The following is a 13,676-nucleotide window of genomic DNA, read 5'->3' on the forward strand; positions in this document are numbered from 1 at the left end:
ACGACCGGTTTATAGACGAGCATAAAAAACCCCGCCTAGGCGGGGTTTTGTTTAACCGGACGTTTACTTCTTGCCCAGTTTCTTCAACTCTTCATCACGCAGCTCGCGGCGCAAGATCTTGCCTACGTTGGTAGTCGGCAGCACATCGCGGAACTCGACAGCTTTCGGCACCTTGTAACCGGTGACGTTGGCACGCATGTGCTCCATGACCTGCTCTTTGCTCAGGGTTTCACCCGGCTTGACCACCACGAATATCTTGATCGCCTCGCCCGACTTCTCATCCGGCACACCAATCGCGGCGCATTGCAGCACGCCTGGCAGCGTGGCCAGCACGTCTTCCAGCTCGTTCGGATAGACGTTGAAGCCGGACACCAGAATCATGTCTTTCTTGCGGTCGACGATGCGCATGTAACCGTCTTCCTGGATCACCGCAATATCACCGGTCTTCAACCAGCCTTCGGCGTCGAGGATTTCGTCGGTGGCCTCCTGGCGCTGCCAGTAGCCCTTCATCACCTGCGGACCTTTCACACACAGCTCACCAATCGACCCCAGCGGCTGCTCGACACCTTCATCGTCGATCACCTTGCACACTGTCGAGGGAACCGGGATGCCAATGGTACCGATCTGGATATTGCTGAACGGGTTAACCGAGGCCACAGGGCTGGTTTCGGTCATACCGAAGCCTTCGCAGATCGAACAACCCGTGACCTGCTTCCAGCGCTCGGCGGTCGCCAGCTGCAGAGCCATACCACCGGAGAAGGTGGCCTTCAGGGTGGAGAAGTCCAGCTTGCGGAAGTCCTCGTTGTTGCACAGGGCAACGAACAAGGTGTTAAGACCGACAAAACCGGTGAACTTGTACTTGGCCAGGTCCTTGGTCATGGCTGGCAGATCACGCGGGTTGGTGATCAGCACGTTGTGCCCACCAATCAGCATCATCGCCATGCAATGGAAGGTGAATGCGTAGATGTGATACAGCGGCAACGGCGCGATCAGCACTTCACTGCCTTCGCTCATTTCCGCGCCCATCAGCGCTTTGACCTGCAGCATGTTGGCGATCAGGTTGCGATGGGTCAGCATCGCGCCCTTGGCCACGCCGGTGGTGCCACCGGTGTATTGCAGCACGGCGATATCGCCATTGTTCGGCGCGGCGTCCTTGGACGCCTGATCGCGGCCCTTGGCCATGGCGGCAGTGAACTTGACGGCGTTCGGCAGGCTATAGGCCGGCACCATTTTCTTCACGTGCTTAACCACGCTGTTAACCAGCAGGCGCTTGAGTGGCGACAGCATGTCACCGACTTCAGTGATGATGACCGTCTTGATTGCGGTTTTCGGCAGTACTTGCTCAACCAAATGAGCCATGTTGGCCAGGCTGACCAGGGCCTTGGCACCGGAGTCATTGAATTGGTGTTCCAGTTCGCGGGCGGTGTACAGCGGGTTGGTGTTGACCACCACCAAGCCGGCACGCAGGGCACCAAAGACCACTACTGGATACTGCAGCACGTTAGGCAGTTGCACGGCGATGCGGTCGCCGGGCTGCAGATCAGTGTTTTGCTGTAGGTAGGCGGCAAAGTTGCCGGACAACTCGTACAGCTCACCGTAGGTAATGGTTTTACCCATGTTGCTGAAAGCTGGCTTGTCGGCGAAACGTTGGCAGGACTCTTTCAGTACCGCCTGGATGTTCGGGTACTGGTCAGGATTGATTTCGGCAGCAATCCCAACGGGATACTTATCCTTCCAAAAGTTTTCGGTCATGGAAGCCCACTCCTCAGCAACAGCTTGATCTTCACCGCGCGTAGACGGTTGTTTATTGTAGATTTGCGTGTTTTCTGCGACTTGAACGGCAAAAAAATTGCCGGGAGCAATTTTTGACGTCGCACAGCGACGGCCTGAAAGGATGGTCACTATGGATGGCGGATCACAAAAAAGCCGCCCGAGAGTAGCAGCTTTGCCAAACAGCGACTAGCACCAATAAGCGCCGCAGCAGTCACAAAAGTGACCCGCGCTAACAATCTGGTCACCTTCGTGATTTCGCTGAAAGTAGCGGGCTATAGGCGTTGCGTAGGGCTTGCAGAGACTTCAGCGCAGCCGCAGTTGGTCTGCGGCATGCGCTGAAACAGTCACGGTCTTCAATCGATCAGGCGATATCGCGCAGCTCGCGACGCAGGATCTTGCCGACGGGGGTCATTGGCAGCGAATCACGGAAGACAATCTGCTTGGGCACCTTGTAGCCGGTGAAGTTTTCCTTGCAGTAGGCCTTCAGCTCATCGGCGCTGAGGCTGCTGTCGCGGGCCACGACGAACAGCTTGACCACTTCCCCGGACTTCTCGTCTGGCACGCCGATGGCCGCGCAGCTGGCGACTTTCGGGTGGGCCATGACCACATCTTCGATCTCGTTGGGGTACACGTTGAAACCGGAGACGATGATCATGTCCTTTTTGCGGTCGACAATACGCACGAAACCATCTGGGTCGATCACCGCCACGTCACCACTCTTGAACCAGCCCTCGGCGTCTAGCACCTCGGCGGTGGCTTCTTCGCGGTTCCAGTAGCCCTTCATCACTTGTGGGCCCTTGATGCACAGCTCGCCGCGCTCGCCCAGCGCTTGCTCAACGCCATCATCATCAATGACCTTGAACGCTGTGCCCGGCACCGGAATGCCTACCGTGCCCAGACGCGCCTGGTCGCCATAGGGATTGGTACTGGCCACCGGTGAGGTTTCGGTCAGGCCATAGCCTTCGGTCACGGGGCAGCCGGTCATCGCCTGCCAACGCTCAGCAGTGGCTTTGACCAGTGCTGTACCGCCTGAGTTAGTCAGCTTGAAATGAGAGAAGTCCAAGTTCTTGAACTCGGGGTTATCCATCAGCGCAACGAACAACGTGTTGAGCCCGAGCAATGCGGAGAACTGCCACTTGCCCAGCTCCTTGACGAAACCGGGGATATCACGCGGGTTGGTGATCAGCACGTTGTGGTTGCCATTGACCATCATGCACATGCAGTTCGCGGTAAACGCATAGATATGGTAGAGCGGCAGCGGCGCAATCATGATTTCCTGGCCCTGCTTCATCAGCGGGGTGCCATCGTTGCCCAGCTGCGACAGGCAGGCATCCACCTGCAGCATATTGGCCACCAGGTTGCCGTGGGTGAGCATCGCGCCCTTGGCCACGCCCGTAGTGCCGCCGGTGTATTGCAGCACTGCGATGTCTTCCTGGCCGACCTTGACCGGTTTCAGCGCGTTGCCATGACCCTGCTTGAGCACATCCTTGAACGACACCGCCTGCGGCAGGTGGTAGTCGGGCACCATCTTCTTGACCTTCTTCACCACGGTGTTGACCAGCCAGCCCTTGAGGCTTGGCAGCAGGTCGCCCATCTTGGCTTCGATCAGGTAGTCGATCTCGGTATCCGGCAGCACGTCCTGCACCAGCTTGCCGAACATGTTCAGGTACACCAGCGCGCGTACGCCGGCATCCTTGAACTGGTGACGCATCTCGCGGGCGGTGTACAACGGGTTGGTGTTGACCACAATCAGCCCGGCGCGCATGGCACCAAACACGGCAATCGGGTACTGCAGCACGTTGGGCATCTGCACGGCGATGCGGTCACCTGGTTGCAGGCCTGTGTGCTTTTGCAGGTAAGCGGCAAAGGCCGCCGAGAGCCGATCAAGCTCGGCATAGGTCAGGGTTACGCCCAGGTTGCTGAAAGCGGGCCGGTCAGCGAACTTCTTGCACGAGCGCTCGAACACCTCGATCACCGACTTGTAAGCACCCAGGTCGATGTCATTGGGGACGCCGGCCGGGCGTTTGTCGCTCCAGAAATCAGGCTGCATTATTTTTATCCTCTTGCCCTGAGATGGTCTGATCCGCGCTGCGGAGTTGGCTGGAAGTTAACAGCTAACGCCAAACAGGCAAATAGCCGGGCAGCTTCATTGACGCACTGAATCTTGCCGCTCTGTGTGGAACTATCCAGCTGCGCCACCTATAACCAATCTGCACCCTGCACTTGCGGCATACCATGCCTATCGTTCTATTCGCTGCGACACTGCTATTTCTCTTCGCGCAATTGGCGCAGGCCGAACCACAGCTGCGCATGGCTACCCTGGAATACCCGCCCTACAGCTCTGAACACCTGCCGGATGGCGGCAGCATTGTCGCCCTGACCCGCCGTGCCTTTGCCGTACGCGGCTATCCGGTGCAGATCGACTTTCTACCCTGGGCGCGCTGGCGCTGTGGCCCAAGGAGATCAATGAGGAAGGCCTACAGCCCTCACGCCCGCTGTTCTACAGCGAGCTGGGGTTGTTTATCCGCAACGACTACCCGCTGCAGTTCAGCCAACTACAGGAGCTGCGCGGCAAAACGCTGGGCATCCTGCGCGGTTATGGCTACCCCCAGCACCTTCTCGACGCAGGGCTGATACTCGAATACGCCGTGGACGACACCAGCAACCTGCGCAAACTCAATGCTCGGCGCTTCGACATGGTCCTGCTTGAGCGCATCGTCGGTAACCACCTGATCGCCAACGATGAGCAGCTACGCGGCAAGCTCAGCTGGCACGGCAATGTGCTGGAACGCATTCCGCTGCTGGTCGGCTTTGTCCCGGCCAAAGCCGGCGAGCCGGACTGGAGCGCAGTGTTTGAGCAGGGCCTGCGTGATCTGCACAGCAGCGGCGAATATATGCGGATACTGCGCAGCCATAACCCTTAAATTCGCGCGGACTTTGCGCCGCGCCGCGCGGGGTGCACAATGCGCAGCTTCTGCAGGCTTAAGGGATTCGCCATGCTCCACCAAGCGTTCTGGCTCAATAGCACCGATGCAGCGCCCCTCTTTGTCAACCGCTGGTACGCCGAACAGCCGCCGAAAGCGTTGCTGATGGTCGCTCACGGCATGGCCGAACACAGCGGACGCTATGCCCGCCTGGCTGAAGCGCTGGTGGCGCAGGGCTTTGAGCTATATGCACATGACCAGCGCGGGCATGGCAAGACGGCTGAACACGGCCTGCTCGGCCACTACGCCGACAGCAAAGGTTGGGAACTGGTGGTCAACGACCTGGCCAACCTCAACCACCATATGCGCCAGACTCACCCGCAAACCCCAATCTTTTTGCTCGGTCACAGCATGGGCAGCTACATCGCTCAGGCCTACCTGATGCAACGCAGCTGCAGCCTGCAGGGGGCGATTCTTTCTGGCTCCAACTACCAGCCTGTGGCGCTGTACCGCGTCGGCCAGCTGCTGGCGCGCTTCGAGCGCTGGCGACAAGGCCCGCAGGGGCGTAGCGCCCTGCTCGAATTTGCTTCGTTCGGTTCGTTCAACAAGACCTTCAAGCCCAATCGCACTGCCTTCGACTGGCTGAGCCGCGACCCACAGGAAGTCGATAAGTACATCAATGACCCGCTGTGCGGCTTCCGCTGCAGCAACCAGTTGTGGGTCGACCTGCTCGGCGGCCTGCAACAGATCACCCCACTGCACAGCCTGGCGCAGGTCGACAGCAGCCTGCCATTGCTGGTGATTGGCGGCGCCTGTGACCCGGTCAGTGACGGCCATCGTCAGCAAGACCTGGGCAATGCCCTGCAAGCTGCCGGCAACCCGCATGTGCAGGTAAAAATCTACCCGGACGCCCGTCATGAGCTGCTCAACGAAAGCAACCGCGACGAAGTGACCGCCTACATCATCGACTGGTTGCAACAAGCCCTTAGCCAACCGCGCCAGCGCCACCTCCAGAGCCAAGAGAGTCATCCATGAGCCAAAGCAGCAACACGCCCTACGACGTTCTTGAAGTAGGCCAGACCGCCAGCTACAGCAAAACCGTCAGCGAACGCGATATCCAGCTGTTTGCCGAGGTGTCCGGCGACCACAACCCGGTGCACCTGGATGCCGAATACGCCGCCACCACCATGTTCAAGGAGCGTATCGCCCACGGTATGTTCAGTGGCGCATTGATCAGCGCCGCCGTGGCCTGCGAACTGCCTGGCCCAGGCACCATCTACATCGGCCAGAGCATGCGCTTTACCGCACCGGTAAAACTCGGCGACACCCTGACTGTGCGCCTGGAAATTCTCGAAAAGCTGCCGAAATTCCGCGTACGCGTGGCCACTCGCGTGTTCAACCAGAACGATGAACTGGTGGTCGATGGCGAAGCAGAAATCCTCGCCCCGCGCAAAGCGCAGACCGTCGAGCTGACCAAGCTGCCGCCGATCACCATCGGCTAAGCTTGCGCCTTCAAGTCACCGCTGCCGACTGCGGCGGTGCACTGCCCTTCTACCTAATCGCGTCCGGGCAATCCGTTTCGGCGCTGCTGGAGATATTCATGTCCATGTACCAAACATCCATCCCAGTCTTCACCCGTCAGCTCAACAACCTGTCGACCATCCTCGGCATCGCCGCCGCCTACGCCGAAGAGAAGAAGATCGAGCAGAGCGTATTTCTCAACGCGCGCCTGGCTCCCGATATGTTCCCGCTGAGCCGTCAGGTGCAGATCGCCTGTGATGGCGCCAAGGCCGGCGCGGCACTGCTCGCGGAGGTGGAAGCACCGAGCCACGCCGACGACGAAACCAGCTTTGCCGAACTGCAAGCACGTATCGCCAAGACCTTGAGCTTTCTCGCCAGCCTAAATGCTGCGCAGATCGACGGCAGCGAGGCACGCACCGTAACCCTCAAGCGCCGCGACAAGGAAACCCACTTCCAGGGCCAGGCTTTCCTGCTTGACCACGTCATGCCGAACTTCTATTTCCACTACACGACCGCCTACGCCATCCTGCGCCACAACGGCGTGGCCATTGGCAAGCGTGACTTCCTCGGCACCCGCTAAGCCGACGACCGCTAGTCGGCCACGCGCACGCTGGCAGTCATTCCCGCACTAAGTAACAACCCCGGTGGCACATCCCGAAGCTTGATCCGCACCGGGATGCGCTGTGCCAGGCGCACCCAGTTGAAGGTCGGCTCGACATTGGCCAACAACTGGCCGTCTGGGCTGGCGTTGCGGTCGGTGATACCGCGACTGATGCTCTCCACCTCCCCCTCCAGCGGCTCACCCGCGCTCATCAACCAGACCTCGACCGGCGCACCGATGCGAATCTGCGGCAGCTTGGTTTCCTCGAAGTAGGCCTGCACGTAGAAGGATGCGTCATCCACCAGAGCCATCACGGGTTGCCCGGCACTGACGTAGTTGCCCTGAGCCAGGCGCAGGTTGGTGATCTGCCCAGCACGCGGTGCACGCAACTCGCTGCGCGCCAGATTGAGCTCAGCCAGACGCTCCATTGCCTGGGCCTCGCGGTACTGACCACGAGCAATCTGCGCAGTGATCTGTGCGTTCTCGCGGCTTTCCGCACTGATCGCCTGCGGCCCGAGACGGGCCCGGCGCGAAGCCTCATGCTCGCGCAAACGCAACTCCTGCTGGCGAGTCTCGGTCACGGCCCTGGCTTGCTGCAAAGCCGCCTCAAAGCGCTCTGGATCAATGCTCACGAGCAGATCACCACGCTTGACCTGCTGATTGTCCTTTACCGCCAGGGCCACCACTGCACCCGAAACATCCGGGGCAATGGTCACCACGTCGGCGCGAATCCGCGCATCACGGGTCCAGGGCGAATACAGGTAATGGCGCCATAACCAGGAACCGGCCAGCAACGCCAGCACAACCATGGCCAGGGTGACGCCGACGCGAATGGTCGAACGCATAGAGTTCCCTCCTCAATGTCCCAGCAGCGCCACAACAGCGGCCAGGACGCAAACAAACAAGGCACAGTCGAACAGCGCTTCGTGCCATATCCAGCGAGATAGCCCGGCTCGCTGCAAACCCAGGCGCAGCAAGCCCGTCAGGCACAGCGCCAACAATCCATAGATCAACATCGGACTGAGCAGAACCCCGCCCAGCGACCATTCACGCAATGCCATAATCATCTCCCTGCTGCAGGCACCAGTACCGCCAGCCGTTTTGCAGTTGCAGCAGCGCCGCCTGCGCCAGCCGCCGATCAATGCTTTGCGCCGACTCGCGCAGCGCCTGCAATAGCTGCGCGACAGCCGAGTCCAAGGCGTCAGCCTGTTCAGGCGCGGGCCCCAGCAGCAGGAGCTGCTCGAAACGGCGTAAAAACCGCTCCTCAGCCGCGCCCAGTGGTGAGTCAGCGGCGGCCAAGCAAGCACGCAGGTGCAGTAGTTCGTCGCCCAGATCTAGGCTGGCGATACCGTCGTCCCAGCGGCTACGCGCCGGACTCGGCAGCGCTGGGTAATGACGCGCCAATAGCAGCAAACGGTCGGCGATGCGTCCGCCAAACCAGTTCTCGGCACCGGAAAGACTCCGCCGGGTAAGGCGTGCGAGGTCGCCAAGGGTCGCCTTAAGTAAGCGCCGCCCGTGCCACACAGGATCGCGCAGACCGATCAGATGAAAGGCCATCACCGCACAGCCGACACCGATCAGCATGGCCTGCGCCTCATTGAAGAAGAAAGCGGCGTCATAGCGCATGCTGTTCTGCGGCGCACAGAGCACGATGAAATGCAGGCTGAAGGACGTCGCCGTCGCCCCCAGTGCCGGACTGGCCATGCCCAGCGCGGCGAAGAACAGCGGCACGCCGAGCGCCAGGCAAAGCATGGCAAAACTGCTGAGTTGCGGCAGCACGATCTGGCCGACGAAGAATCCCACGGGCAAGGCAACGAATATCCCGCGCAAAAACATCATGCCGATCTGCGCCGCATTTTCGCGGCTAGCGAACAGGCTGCAAACCACACTCGCGAGCAGCAAGGCGCCGCTGGCAGCGGTCCAGCCCGTGGCCAGCCAGAATGCCGACAGCGCGAGAAAAGTCAGTGCACTGCGCGCACCGTAGACCACAGCCGTCTGCCAGTCGCGGTGCCAGGACAGTGCAGACGGTGCATCGACCGGTGCCTCACCGCGCTCCACCGCACGCAGCGCCTGGCTGGCCATCTGCACACGCACTAAAAGCAGCGCTAGCCGTTCCAGGCAGAACTGCTGCTCGGCCGACAATTGCGGCTCATGGGCAGCCTCGCGCAGTTGCTCGATGAGTACCGACAAATCGTCAGGCAACTCGCCTTTCAGGCACTCGCGCACGGTCTCCAGCCAAGGCAGCAACGTACGGGCGGCATCCGCATCAAGCTGGCGCCATTGTCGCTCCACCCCGCGCGCCAGGCGCAACACACTGAGCAGATCACGGCTCAGTACGCGCAGCGCCAGCGCCCGCTGACGGCCGCGATCACCTTCGAACCAGGCGTGCTCACGTTGCGCATCCACCGCAACGATGCGCCCGAGCACCTCCAACAATCCCTGCCTGGCCGCCGTCTCGCCGCGCAACGCCTGATTTGCCGCCTTGATCCCCGCCTGCCAAGCAACCCGAGCTTGTTGCGCCAGCTGGCGTTCGACCCGCTGCGGCCAAAGCAGCGCACTAACTAGCGTGGCGCAGAGGATACCTAGGGATATTTCTGTGCAGCGCGCCACGGCCTGATCAAACACCGTCAGCGGCTGGTCGATTGCCGGCAGGCCGATGATCGCCACCGTGTAACCCGCCAAGACAAATGAGTAGGCCCATGCACTGCGCAACATGGTCGAGGCCGCCGTACACACACCCAACCACAGCGCCACGGCACCGAGAAATAGCCAGGGAGCCTGGGCAAACAGGCCCATCAGCAGCACCGCCATGACTGTGCCGATAAGCGTGCCAAGTAACCGTGCCAAGCCCTTCTGCACCACCATGCCGGACAGCGGCTGGGCGACGATAAAGGCGGTCATCAGCGCCCATTGCGGTTGTTCCAGACCGAAGCGCAAGGCGCACCAAAGCGCCAGACCACCGCCCAGCAGGGTCTTAATGGCGAACTGAACGGCATGGGGGCTAGGCGCAACAATGGCCAGCAGAGACGCGCGCATGGCGGTTACCGGTGAGTGCTCAATTAAACAGTAGCGGAATATCAATGGCGAGCCTGAGAGCAGGCTAACTATTAGCCTGCTAACAATAATCCATCCCCATCATGGACGCTATCCCATCGCTTGCCCATTAATTAAATATATGTTTAATTAATATCTATGACGACTACCAAACCTCAATCCCGTACTCCTGGCCGCCCAACTGGCGACTCCCCCTTACAACGCGAACGCCTGCTCGATATCGCCGTGCAAGCCTTTGCCCACGACGGGATCAAGGCCTCCAGCTTGCGCGCCATCGCTCAACAGGCTGGGGTTACCCCCGCGCTGGTCAACTATTACTTCGGCAATAAACCCAAGCTGCTCGAAGCCGTGGTCAAGGAACGCCTGGTGCCGCTACTGATGGGGCTTGCGCAGAACCTGCGCCAGGTTGGCGATGAACCCCTAGCGTTGGTCACCGGTTTTATCCAGGGCATGCGCCGCATCGTCCAGGACCACCCCTGGCTGCCGCCGCTGTGGGTGCGCGAGGTGCTGTGTGAAGGCGGCGGTCTGCGCGACATGCTGATGGGCCGCGTAGGCCCGCTGGTGGCGCAGATGCTGGCCGAGCGGTTCGCCAGCGCACAACGCCGCGGCGCGCTTAACCCCGACCTCGACCCACGCCTGATGGTGGTTTCACTGATCGGCCTGACTCTATTCCCCTATGCCGCCGCCCCAATTTGGCGCGGCCTGTTCACCGCCCCAGAGCTGGACGACGAGGCGTTGACCCGCCACACCATCGCCTTGCTTGAGCGCGGAATGGAGACGCCTCGTGTGCCTTGACCGTCAATTACTCACGTTATTAGTCGTGCTCTGTTCCGGCTGCGGTCAACAGACGCCCGAAAGCCTACCCGGCACCCTGGAATGGGACCGTATCGCTTTACCTGCCGAAGCGTCAGAACCCGTTCTGCGCTGGGCCGTGACCGAAGGCGAACAGGTCGCTGCAGGTGCTTTGCTCCTCGAACTCGACCCGCGCCGTCAGGACGCCCGCGTCGCCCAAGCGCAAGCCGAGGTCGAGCAATCAGCCGCGCGCCTGCGCGAACTGAGCAACGGCGCGCGCCTGGAGAGCATCGAAGCCGCTCAGGCCGTACTGGCACGCAGCCAGGCGCAACTGAACGAAGCCGAGCGCAACTTTCAACGCATCGCAGCCCTGCAGCGCAGGCGCATGGTGCCCATGGCCGAGTTGGACCTGGCCCGCGCCAGCCGCGACAGCGCCAGCGCCGATCGCAACAAGGCAAGCGCACAACTGCAGGAGCTGACCTCTGGCACCCGCCCAGAACAACTCGAACAAGCCAGTGCCACGCTAACTGGGGCCCGCGCGGCGCTGCTCCAGCAGCAGCTCAACCGCGAGCGCTTAAGCCTGCGTGCGCCGCGGGCCGGGCGGGTCGATTCGCTGCCATTCAAACCCGGTGATCAGCCACCCATGGGGGCCACTGTGGTCAGCCTGTTGAGCGGTGAGGCACCTTATGCGCGGCTGTACGTCGCGGCCTCGCAGCGCGCCACGCTGAACATCGACGATCGCCTGCTGGTGCATGTCGAAGGCATCGCCCAACCATTCCAGGGACATATCCGCAGCATCGCCAGCGAAGCCAGCTTTACCCCCTACTACGCCCTGGTGGGCGATGATGCCAGCCGCCTGAGCTATCGCGCCGAAGTGGTTCTGGAAGGCGCTGCGGCGCAGCAACTGCCTGCAGGCTTACCGCTGCACGCCGAGCGGCCCGACCATGCCCAGTAATGATGTGGTGATCCGCGCTGAAGGCCTCAGCAAGCGCTTCGGCGACCTGCTGGCGGTTGACCAGCTCAACCTGACAGTGCGCCGCGCCGAGGTGTTTGGTTTTCTCGGGCCCAATGGCTGCGGCAAGTCCACTACCATCCGCATGCTCTGCGGCCTGCTGCTGCCCAGCGCCGGGACCATCGAAGTGCTCGGCAGCCAGATCCCCCGCGATGCCGAGGCGCTGAAGCGGCGTATCGGCTATATGACGCAGAAATTCTCGCTGTATGAAGACCTGACTATCGGTGAAAACCTAGAGTTTCTCGCCACCATCCAGGGCCTGAATCGGCGCCAGGCGCGCCAGCGCATTGAGGAACTGCTTGAGCGTTACTGGCTGGCCGACCGCCGCCAGCAACTGGCTGGCACCCTCAGCGGCGGACAGAAGCAACGCCTGGCCCTGGCCGGCGCGGTGCTGCATAAGCCGGACTTGCTGCTCCTGGACGAACCGACCAGCGCCGTCGACCCACAGTCACGGCGCGAGTTCTGGGAATCGCTGTTCGAGCTGGCCGATGCCGGCACGACCCTACTGGTGTCCACCCACTACATGGATGAAGCCGAGCGCTGCACCCGCCTGGGCATCCTCGACGCCGGACGCCTAGTCGCCGACGGCAGTCCCAGCGAACTGATGGCGGCACTACCCGGCCAGCCCCTGCTGGTTGAATGCAGTCAGCCGCGCCAGGCGCAGAAAGCCCTGCAAGGCTTGCCTGGAATATTGGCGCTGACCCAGATCGGTGCCTCGCTGCGCGTGCTGACCACCCGCGACGCCGATACGAGTGGCGAGCCAAGCGAGCTGATTCGCCGGCACCTGGCCGCCGCTGGTATCAGCGCCCAGGTCGAAAGTACCACGGCAAACCTGGAGGATGTGTTCGTCAGCGCCACCCAGCGGCCCGCCCACAGCCCGGTACATACCAAGGAGCAGCCGGTATGAACCTGCGGCGCCTCGGTGCCATCGTGGTCAAGGAGCTGCGCCAGCTACGCCGCGACCGCCTAACGTTTGCCATGATCATCGGCATCCCGACCCTGCAACTGGTGCTGTTCGGTTATGCCATCAACATGGACGTACGCAACCTCGACGCCGCCGTGTTGGACCAGGCCAACACAGCGCGCTCACGTGAAGTGATCGCCGAGATGGGGGCCAGCCAGGTGCTCAACCTGCGCTACTCGTTAAGCACACAGAAGCAGCTGCAAGACCTGCTGCGCGAAGGCAAGATCAGCATCGCTCTAGTTGTCCCGGCGGACTTCGAAGCCCGTCTGGAGCGTGCCGACCGCCCGGCGCTGCAGCTAGTGGTCGATGGTTCCGACCAGGTGGTGCAGTCCGCGGCGCGCCAGCTGGCGGCATTCCCCTTACCAGGACGCAGCAGCGCCAGCCCGGCCGGGGTCGAAGTACTAAACCTTTACAACCCGCAGCGCCTCGCCCCGTTCAACACGGTGCCAGGGCTGATTGGGGTGATTTTGACCATGACCATGGTGATGTTCACCGCCATCGCCCTGGTACGCGAGCGCGAACGCGGCAATATGGAAATGCTGATCACCACGCCCATGTCGCCCTGGGAGCTGACCATAGGCAAGGTCTTGCCATTCGTTGGCATCGGCCTGATTCAGGCCAGCCTGGTGCTGCTACTCGGCAAACTGCTGTTTAACGTGCCGATGCGCGGCTCGCTGGCTGAACTGTACCTGGCGATTCTGGTGTTTATCTGCGCCAGCCTGGCCCTTGGCGTCCTGGTTTCGACCCTGGCACGTAGCCAGTTCCAGGCCATGCAGATGGCCTTCTTCAGCTTTCTGCCGCAGATCTTGCTGTCCGGCTTTATGTTCCCCTTCGCTGGCATGCCGAAAGCTGCTCAGTGGCTGGCGGAACTACTGCCGTTGACGCACTTCCTGCGTCTGGTACGCGGCATCATGCTGCGCGGCGCCGGACTCATCGAACTCTGGCCAGCATTGGCAGCCCTACTTCTGTTTACCCTACTAACGCTTAGCCTGGCCGTTACTCGGGTACACAAGCGCCTCGATTGAAGTCATTTAG

The 13,676-nt window shown here is 61.4% G+C and carries 13 protein-coding genes; 8 read left to right on the forward strand and 5 right to left on the reverse strand.

Features of this window, described 5'->3' with window-relative positions; all coding sequences use genetic code 11:
• Positions 1–63: 63 nt before the first annotated feature.
• Positions 64–1,752: a long-chain-fatty-acid--CoA ligase FadD1 gene (gene fadD1 / locus ACIGEK_RS17155; RefSeq protein ID WP_397494481.1), complete on the reverse strand. Its 1,689-nt coding sequence runs from the start codon at positions 1,750–1,752 to the stop codon at positions 64–66.
• A gap of 382 nt (positions 1,753–2,134) precedes the next feature.
• Positions 2,135–3,823, reverse strand: a complete 1,689-nt coding sequence (gene fadD2, locus ACIGEK_RS17160; protein WP_397494482.1) for a long-chain-fatty-acid--CoA ligase FadD2 — start codon at positions 3,821–3,823, stop codon at positions 2,135–2,137.
• A 466-nt stretch (positions 3,824–4,289) separates the two neighbouring features.
• On the opposite strand from fadD2, the gene ACIGEK_RS17165 reads away from it, so the two are divergent.
• From ACIGEK_RS17165 to ACIGEK_RS17180, 4 genes are all read left to right on the forward strand, one after another.
• Positions 4,290–4,697, forward strand: a complete 408-nt coding sequence (locus ACIGEK_RS17165; RefSeq protein ID WP_397494483.1) for a substrate-binding periplasmic protein — start codon at positions 4,290–4,292, stop codon at positions 4,695–4,697.
• Between the two features lie 72 nt (positions 4,698–4,769).
• Positions 4,770–5,732 carry a lysophospholipase gene (locus ACIGEK_RS17170; RefSeq protein WP_397494484.1) on the forward strand — a complete coding sequence of 321 codons (963 nt, stop codon included), beginning with the start codon at positions 4,770–4,772 and terminating at the stop codon, positions 5,730–5,732.
• Positions 5,729–6,199 carry a MaoC family dehydratase gene (locus ACIGEK_RS17175; protein WP_275961166.1) on the forward strand — a complete coding sequence of 157 codons (471 nt, stop codon included), beginning with the start codon at positions 5,729–5,731 and terminating at the stop codon, positions 6,197–6,199. Before ACIGEK_RS17170 ends, ACIGEK_RS17175 begins: the two co-directional genes overlap by 4 nt.
• Positions 6,200–6,297: 98 nt before the next feature.
• Positions 6,298–6,798 carry a DUF1993 family protein gene (locus ACIGEK_RS17180; protein WP_397494485.1) on the forward strand — a complete coding sequence of 167 codons (501 nt, stop codon included), beginning with the start codon at positions 6,298–6,300 and terminating at the stop codon, positions 6,796–6,798.
• 11 nt (positions 6,799–6,809) lie between these two features.
• Here ACIGEK_RS17180 and ACIGEK_RS17185 read toward each other — a convergent pair whose 3' ends face one another.
• The 3 genes from ACIGEK_RS17185 to ACIGEK_RS17195 are packed head-to-tail and all read right to left on the reverse strand — an operon-like array spanning position 6,810 to position 9,855.
• On the reverse strand, positions 6,810–7,664 hold the full coding sequence (locus ACIGEK_RS17185) for an efflux RND transporter periplasmic adaptor subunit (protein ID WP_397494486.1): 855 nt from the start codon (positions 7,662–7,664) through the stop codon (positions 6,810–6,812).
• Positions 7,665–7,676: 12 nt separating this feature from the next.
• A complete protein-coding gene (locus ACIGEK_RS17190) occupies positions 7,677–7,880 on the reverse strand; it encodes a DUF1656 domain-containing protein (RefSeq protein ID WP_397494487.1) in 204 nt (67 codons plus the stop codon).
• Entirely contained in the window at positions 7,867–9,855 is a 1,989-nt protein-coding gene (locus ACIGEK_RS17195; protein WP_397494488.1) for an FUSC family protein, read from the reverse strand. The genes ACIGEK_RS17190 and ACIGEK_RS17195 overlap by 14 nt, the downstream gene beginning before the upstream one ends.
• A 156-nt stretch (positions 9,856–10,011) precedes the next feature.
• On the opposite strand from ACIGEK_RS17195, the gene ACIGEK_RS17200 reads away from it, so the two are divergent.
• From ACIGEK_RS17200 to ACIGEK_RS17215, 4 genes are read left to right on the forward strand one after another with little or no spacing between them, the layout of a single operon-like run.
• Complete coding sequence (locus ACIGEK_RS17200; RefSeq protein WP_397494489.1) at positions 10,012–10,668, forward strand: TetR/AcrR family transcriptional regulator; 657 nt, start codon at positions 10,012–10,014, stop codon at positions 10,666–10,668.
• Complete coding sequence (locus tag ACIGEK_RS17205) at positions 10,658–11,620, forward strand: HlyD family secretion protein (protein WP_397494490.1); 963 nt, start codon at positions 10,658–10,660, stop codon at positions 11,618–11,620. Before ACIGEK_RS17200 ends, ACIGEK_RS17205 begins: the two co-directional genes overlap by 11 nt.
• Complete coding sequence (locus tag ACIGEK_RS17210) at positions 11,610–12,584, forward strand: ABC transporter ATP-binding protein (RefSeq protein WP_397494491.1); 975 nt, start codon at positions 11,610–11,612, stop codon at positions 12,582–12,584. The genes ACIGEK_RS17205 and ACIGEK_RS17210 overlap by 11 nt, the downstream gene beginning before the upstream one ends.
• Positions 12,581–13,666: an ABC transporter permease gene (locus tag ACIGEK_RS17215; RefSeq protein WP_397494492.1), complete on the forward strand. Its 1,086-nt coding sequence runs from the start codon at positions 12,581–12,583 to the stop codon at positions 13,664–13,666. The genes ACIGEK_RS17210 and ACIGEK_RS17215 overlap by 4 nt, the downstream gene beginning before the upstream one ends.
• Positions 13,667–13,676 lie beyond the last annotated feature (10 nt).

This window comes from Pseudomonas sp. NPDC079086 (assembly GCF_044542155.1).
In the GTDB taxonomy this organism is placed as follows: Bacteria; Pseudomonadota; Gammaproteobacteria; order Pseudomonadales; family Pseudomonadaceae; genus Aquipseudomonas.